The organism is Apibacter adventoris (assembly GCF_002964975.1).
Lineage (GTDB): Bacteria > Bacteroidota > Bacteroidia > Flavobacteriales > Weeksellaceae > Apibacter > Apibacter adventoris.
Window position 1 is genome coordinate 1 of the sequence record NZ_PSZM01000008.1, and the last position, 3,466, is coordinate 3,466.

The following is a 3,466-nucleotide window of genomic DNA, read 5'->3' on the forward strand; positions in this document are numbered from 1 at the left end:
GCCAGGTATAAACCCAGTTGATTATAATATAAGTATAGAATGGTCCCAGACAGTGGATATAAAGTTAGATTCTAATAAGAAAAATATACAAAGACCAGAGCCTGCAAGAAGAGGAAGTCAAGAAATTTTTTAATATATATTAAAATTATGAATAGGTTAAAAAAATATTTTTTTATATCAATATTAGTTTTAATAAATTCTTGTAATGAAAGTAAGGATAATATTATGCCTTTTTACAATGGAGGATTTGTAAAAGCAGAAGGTACTTATAAGGTGCCTAAATATAATTTAAAACTAGTAGAAACTAAATCAGGGCTTTTATTTGGAATATCTGATAAAAAAAATAAATTATTGTATCAGAGTGATATATTTAAAGCATTTAGTCAACATGCTTTTTGGAGTTTATATATCGATGAAGATTTTAATGTTTGGGTTTATAATTCTGATTATCAAGAAACTGTAGTTTTATTTTTTGATGAACAAAAAATGAAGTTTAGTACTAAAGATTATTGTAAAGATAAATTAAATTTGCCAAAAGAGTTTAAGAAAAGTTTAAATGATAGATTAGTGTGTCAGTAAATATTTTAATAATAAAAAAATAGGTTCCTTTATATGATAAATTAGTTTTAAGGTAATAAAAGAAGTTATAAAAGAATTCGCCTCGCAACAGAGGCGGATTCTTTTTATTATTCAATAATCTCTTCATCCAGAGAAAGTAGTCTAAGGAGTTCATTGGTATTTTTAATATCCCACTTGTTGTGTTTTTAGAGTTCGGATTGTTCCAAAAATAGAAAATAAGAGAAGATTTACAGAGGATACTCCCAAAATAAAGACCACTATTCTTATTTTGAAGTGTAAAGCTCATAATAATTAAGTAAACGGAACAGGCTTCTGCTGTGAAGGCAAGGATAAAAAACTCCAAACCTACGGAGGGGGAATTGGCAAAGGGAATGAAGAATATGAAAAGATGCAGTATTATTATCATGCGGATCATTTGGGAAGTAGCAGTTATATTACTAACTTAGACGCACAAATAGTACAGCATGTAGAATATGTACCGTTTGGGGAGATGTTTATTGAGGGAAGGAACCAGAGTTGGAATACCCCTTATTTGTTTAATGGGAAAGAGTTGGATTAGGAAACGGGGTTATACTATTACGGGGCTAGGTACTACAATCCGAGGGAGTCTATCTTTTTAAGTGTAGATCCGATGTTTGAAGAAACAATGACTCCGTATCAGTATACTTATCAAAATCCAATTAGGTTTACTGATCCAATGGGGATGGAGGGAGAAGAATGTAGTCCTATAAAGCCACCTAATTAAGACCATAAATCAGTTACAGAATCCACACTTATTTATGGTCTTAAGTTAGGAAATACAGATTAAGAATATCAGGACTTTGTAAAATTATTAATATCAGAGGATTTATTTAATGTAGTAAATTCAATTTATGATCAAAAAATGATAGGATATACAGGATCTGTTGGACAGACATTGTATGGATTAGATTCAGTAGATAATGTAGCTGTTCCTGAAGGAATAAGAGAAAAAGTGTGGTTTGAATTAGAATCTTTAATGCCAAGAGCTATAAAGGATTATTGGACAACCCAACAAACAGGATTGATCCATCTTCATTAAGTTTTGCACTAAATCCTATTGATCAAATTCAATGGAGTTCAACCAGAGCATTAACTGTAACGTCAAATAATGAAGCGTTAGGAATGATAGCATTAACGGCATTTGAGGCTTCTGCAGCATATTTAGGGAGCGGAAGACTAAATTTTAGGTCTAATCCGAAAATATTTGGAGCAAATGAAGGATATGGTTGGTTTGGAAAAAGAAGGTTTTAAAATAGGAGGATATAAATTAGAAGCAATGTATATGGATAGACAAGGAGGAGGAACGTATTTTAGTATAAAACAATTAAAGCAAGGGGGGACCTTTATAAGATTGGATTGGGGAAAACATAAATCTTCTAGTAAATATTTTCATATACATTCAAGATTTTATATTGGAAATAAAAAAATAGGAAGTACTAAACCATGACCGAATAAGAAGTAAAAATGGAAAGAGAAGTTATAAATTTTAATAATGATAATAGGGTTGAAAAATTACATGAATTTTTTCAAAGATTAAAAAAGATAGGATGTGTTTCATATTATATGTTTTTTGGATATAAACTTTATAATAAAGAAATAAATAATAAGAAATATGGAATATTTGTTAATACAAATGAGGGTTTTATTAAGTTAAATAATGATATTATAAAAGATTTAAATTTTATAATAGAGATGTTTGAAGAATATCAACTTTGTTCATTAATTGTAAACAAGAATGAAAATATTAACTATGACCTCTTATATACATTCTCTGAATTGAGAATATTAGAATTAAATAAAAGATTAGAATTGTTTAAAGGATGTTGTGAGGTTGTGGAAATCACTGATGAATATATGGTGATAGAATGGAATAACTAAAAAAATTATTAAATAAACTACTCCCCCTCGCAATTGCGAGGTGTTTTAAAGATAGAAAAACAAAATAAAAAATAAAACAAAACAACTATGAAAAAGTTATTACTACTAAGTATAATATTCCTGATAGAAATAGGAGTCAACGCACAAACAGGAGGCATAAAAGTAGCCTCCAAAGTATGTTTAAAAAACGGAGAGATCAAAGAAAGTAGACTATGATCAATAAACAATAGCTGGATAAAAGTAATGGACGTAGGTGTAAGAATTAAGGGCAAGGAACTTATGAAAGAGATCAGGTTAAAGCCCAAAGGAGGCAAAAAGGTGAAATAAGCATAGACTAAGAAAATCAACTAAAAGAAGTCATCTAAGGTTCAAATCTATATTTAAAAGTTATAAAGAAACTATTGATGCTTATGTTATGACCACTGATCCATTAAACCTAGTGCAAAATATGGTAACTATATTACCTTCAGTTGATGGAACTCGACACTATGTTACTCCAGCTTCAAAAAATGGGAAATGGAATGGACATAGTATAGATAATATGGTAGAGGCTGTAGATAAGATGCTTACACCTGAACAACAGCGGGCAAGCGATGAAGCAAAGCAACGATTTAATCCTAATATAAAATGGTAAAAATGAGTAAAGTATTTAAAATAATAGCTATATTAATTATATCAACGAAGATATATAGTTGTCAATATTATTATGTGCCGGGATTTGATTTAAATAACTTTAAAAATACCCCATTAGAATCTTTATCAAAAGCGGTAAAAAATCAAGACGAAGAAAAGATTAAAGAATTAGTAAAACAAGGGAATCTTGATTTAGAATACTATGACCCAGAATATGGAAATACAATACTAATGAATGCTGTTGCTAATAATTTACCCAGATCCGTAGAAACATTACTAAAATTAGGGGCAAATCCTAATCAGTTGAGTAATCTTGAAAAAGGGAGTCCAACAACCCCCTTATTAGTAGCATGTA

The 3,466-nt window shown here is 29.6% G+C and carries 9 protein-coding genes and 1 pseudogene; all 10 read left to right on the forward strand.

Going from position 1 to position 3,466, the window contains the following annotated elements:
• Positions 1-147 precede the first annotated feature (147 nt).
• Positions 148-579, forward strand: a complete 432-nt coding sequence (locus C4S77_RS02905) for a hypothetical protein (protein WP_105245700.1) — start codon at positions 148-150, stop codon at positions 577-579.
• 388 nt (positions 580-967) lie between these two features.
• A complete protein-coding gene (locus C4S77_RS13325; protein WP_260209352.1) occupies positions 968-1,138 on the forward strand; it encodes a hypothetical protein in 171 nt (56 codons plus the stop codon).
• Between the two features lie 12 nt (positions 1,139-1,150).
• Positions 1,151-1,324 (forward strand): annotated as a pseudogene (locus tag C4S77_RS13150) (RHS repeat domain-containing protein); the annotation flags it as partial.
• Positions 1,325-1,462: 138 nt separating this feature from the next.
• Entirely contained in the window at positions 1,463-1,639 is a 177-nt protein-coding gene (locus C4S77_RS12910) for a hypothetical protein (RefSeq protein ID WP_181042793.1), read from the forward strand.
• Entirely contained in the window at positions 1,600-1,851 is a 252-nt protein-coding gene (locus tag C4S77_RS12790) for a hypothetical protein (protein WP_146106020.1), read from the forward strand. Before C4S77_RS12910 ends, C4S77_RS12790 begins: the two co-directional genes overlap by 40 nt.
• On the forward strand, positions 1,814-2,047 hold the full coding sequence (locus C4S77_RS02915) for a hypothetical protein (RefSeq protein WP_146106021.1): 234 nt from the start codon (positions 1,814-1,816) through the stop codon (positions 2,045-2,047). Before C4S77_RS12790 ends, C4S77_RS02915 begins: the two co-directional genes overlap by 38 nt.
• Before the next feature lie 17 nt (positions 2,048-2,064).
• Complete coding sequence (locus C4S77_RS02920; protein ID WP_105245968.1) at positions 2,065-2,478, forward strand: hypothetical protein; 414 nt, start codon at positions 2,065-2,067, stop codon at positions 2,476-2,478.
• Between the two features lie 87 nt (positions 2,479-2,565).
• Entirely contained in the window at positions 2,566-2,694 is a 129-nt protein-coding gene (locus tag C4S77_RS13330; protein ID WP_260209354.1) for a hypothetical protein, read from the forward strand.
• A 199-nt stretch (positions 2,695-2,893) separates the two neighbouring features.
• Positions 2,894-3,112 (forward strand): hypothetical protein, encoded by a 219-nt coding sequence (locus C4S77_RS02925; RefSeq protein ID WP_105245813.1) that lies wholly within the window; start codon positions 2,894-2,896, stop codon positions 3,110-3,112.
• 2 nt (positions 3,113-3,114) lie between these two features.
• Positions 3,115-3,466 (forward strand): ankyrin repeat domain-containing protein (locus tag C4S77_RS02930; RefSeq protein ID WP_181042777.1); only part of this gene is annotated, 352 nt, incomplete at its 3' end.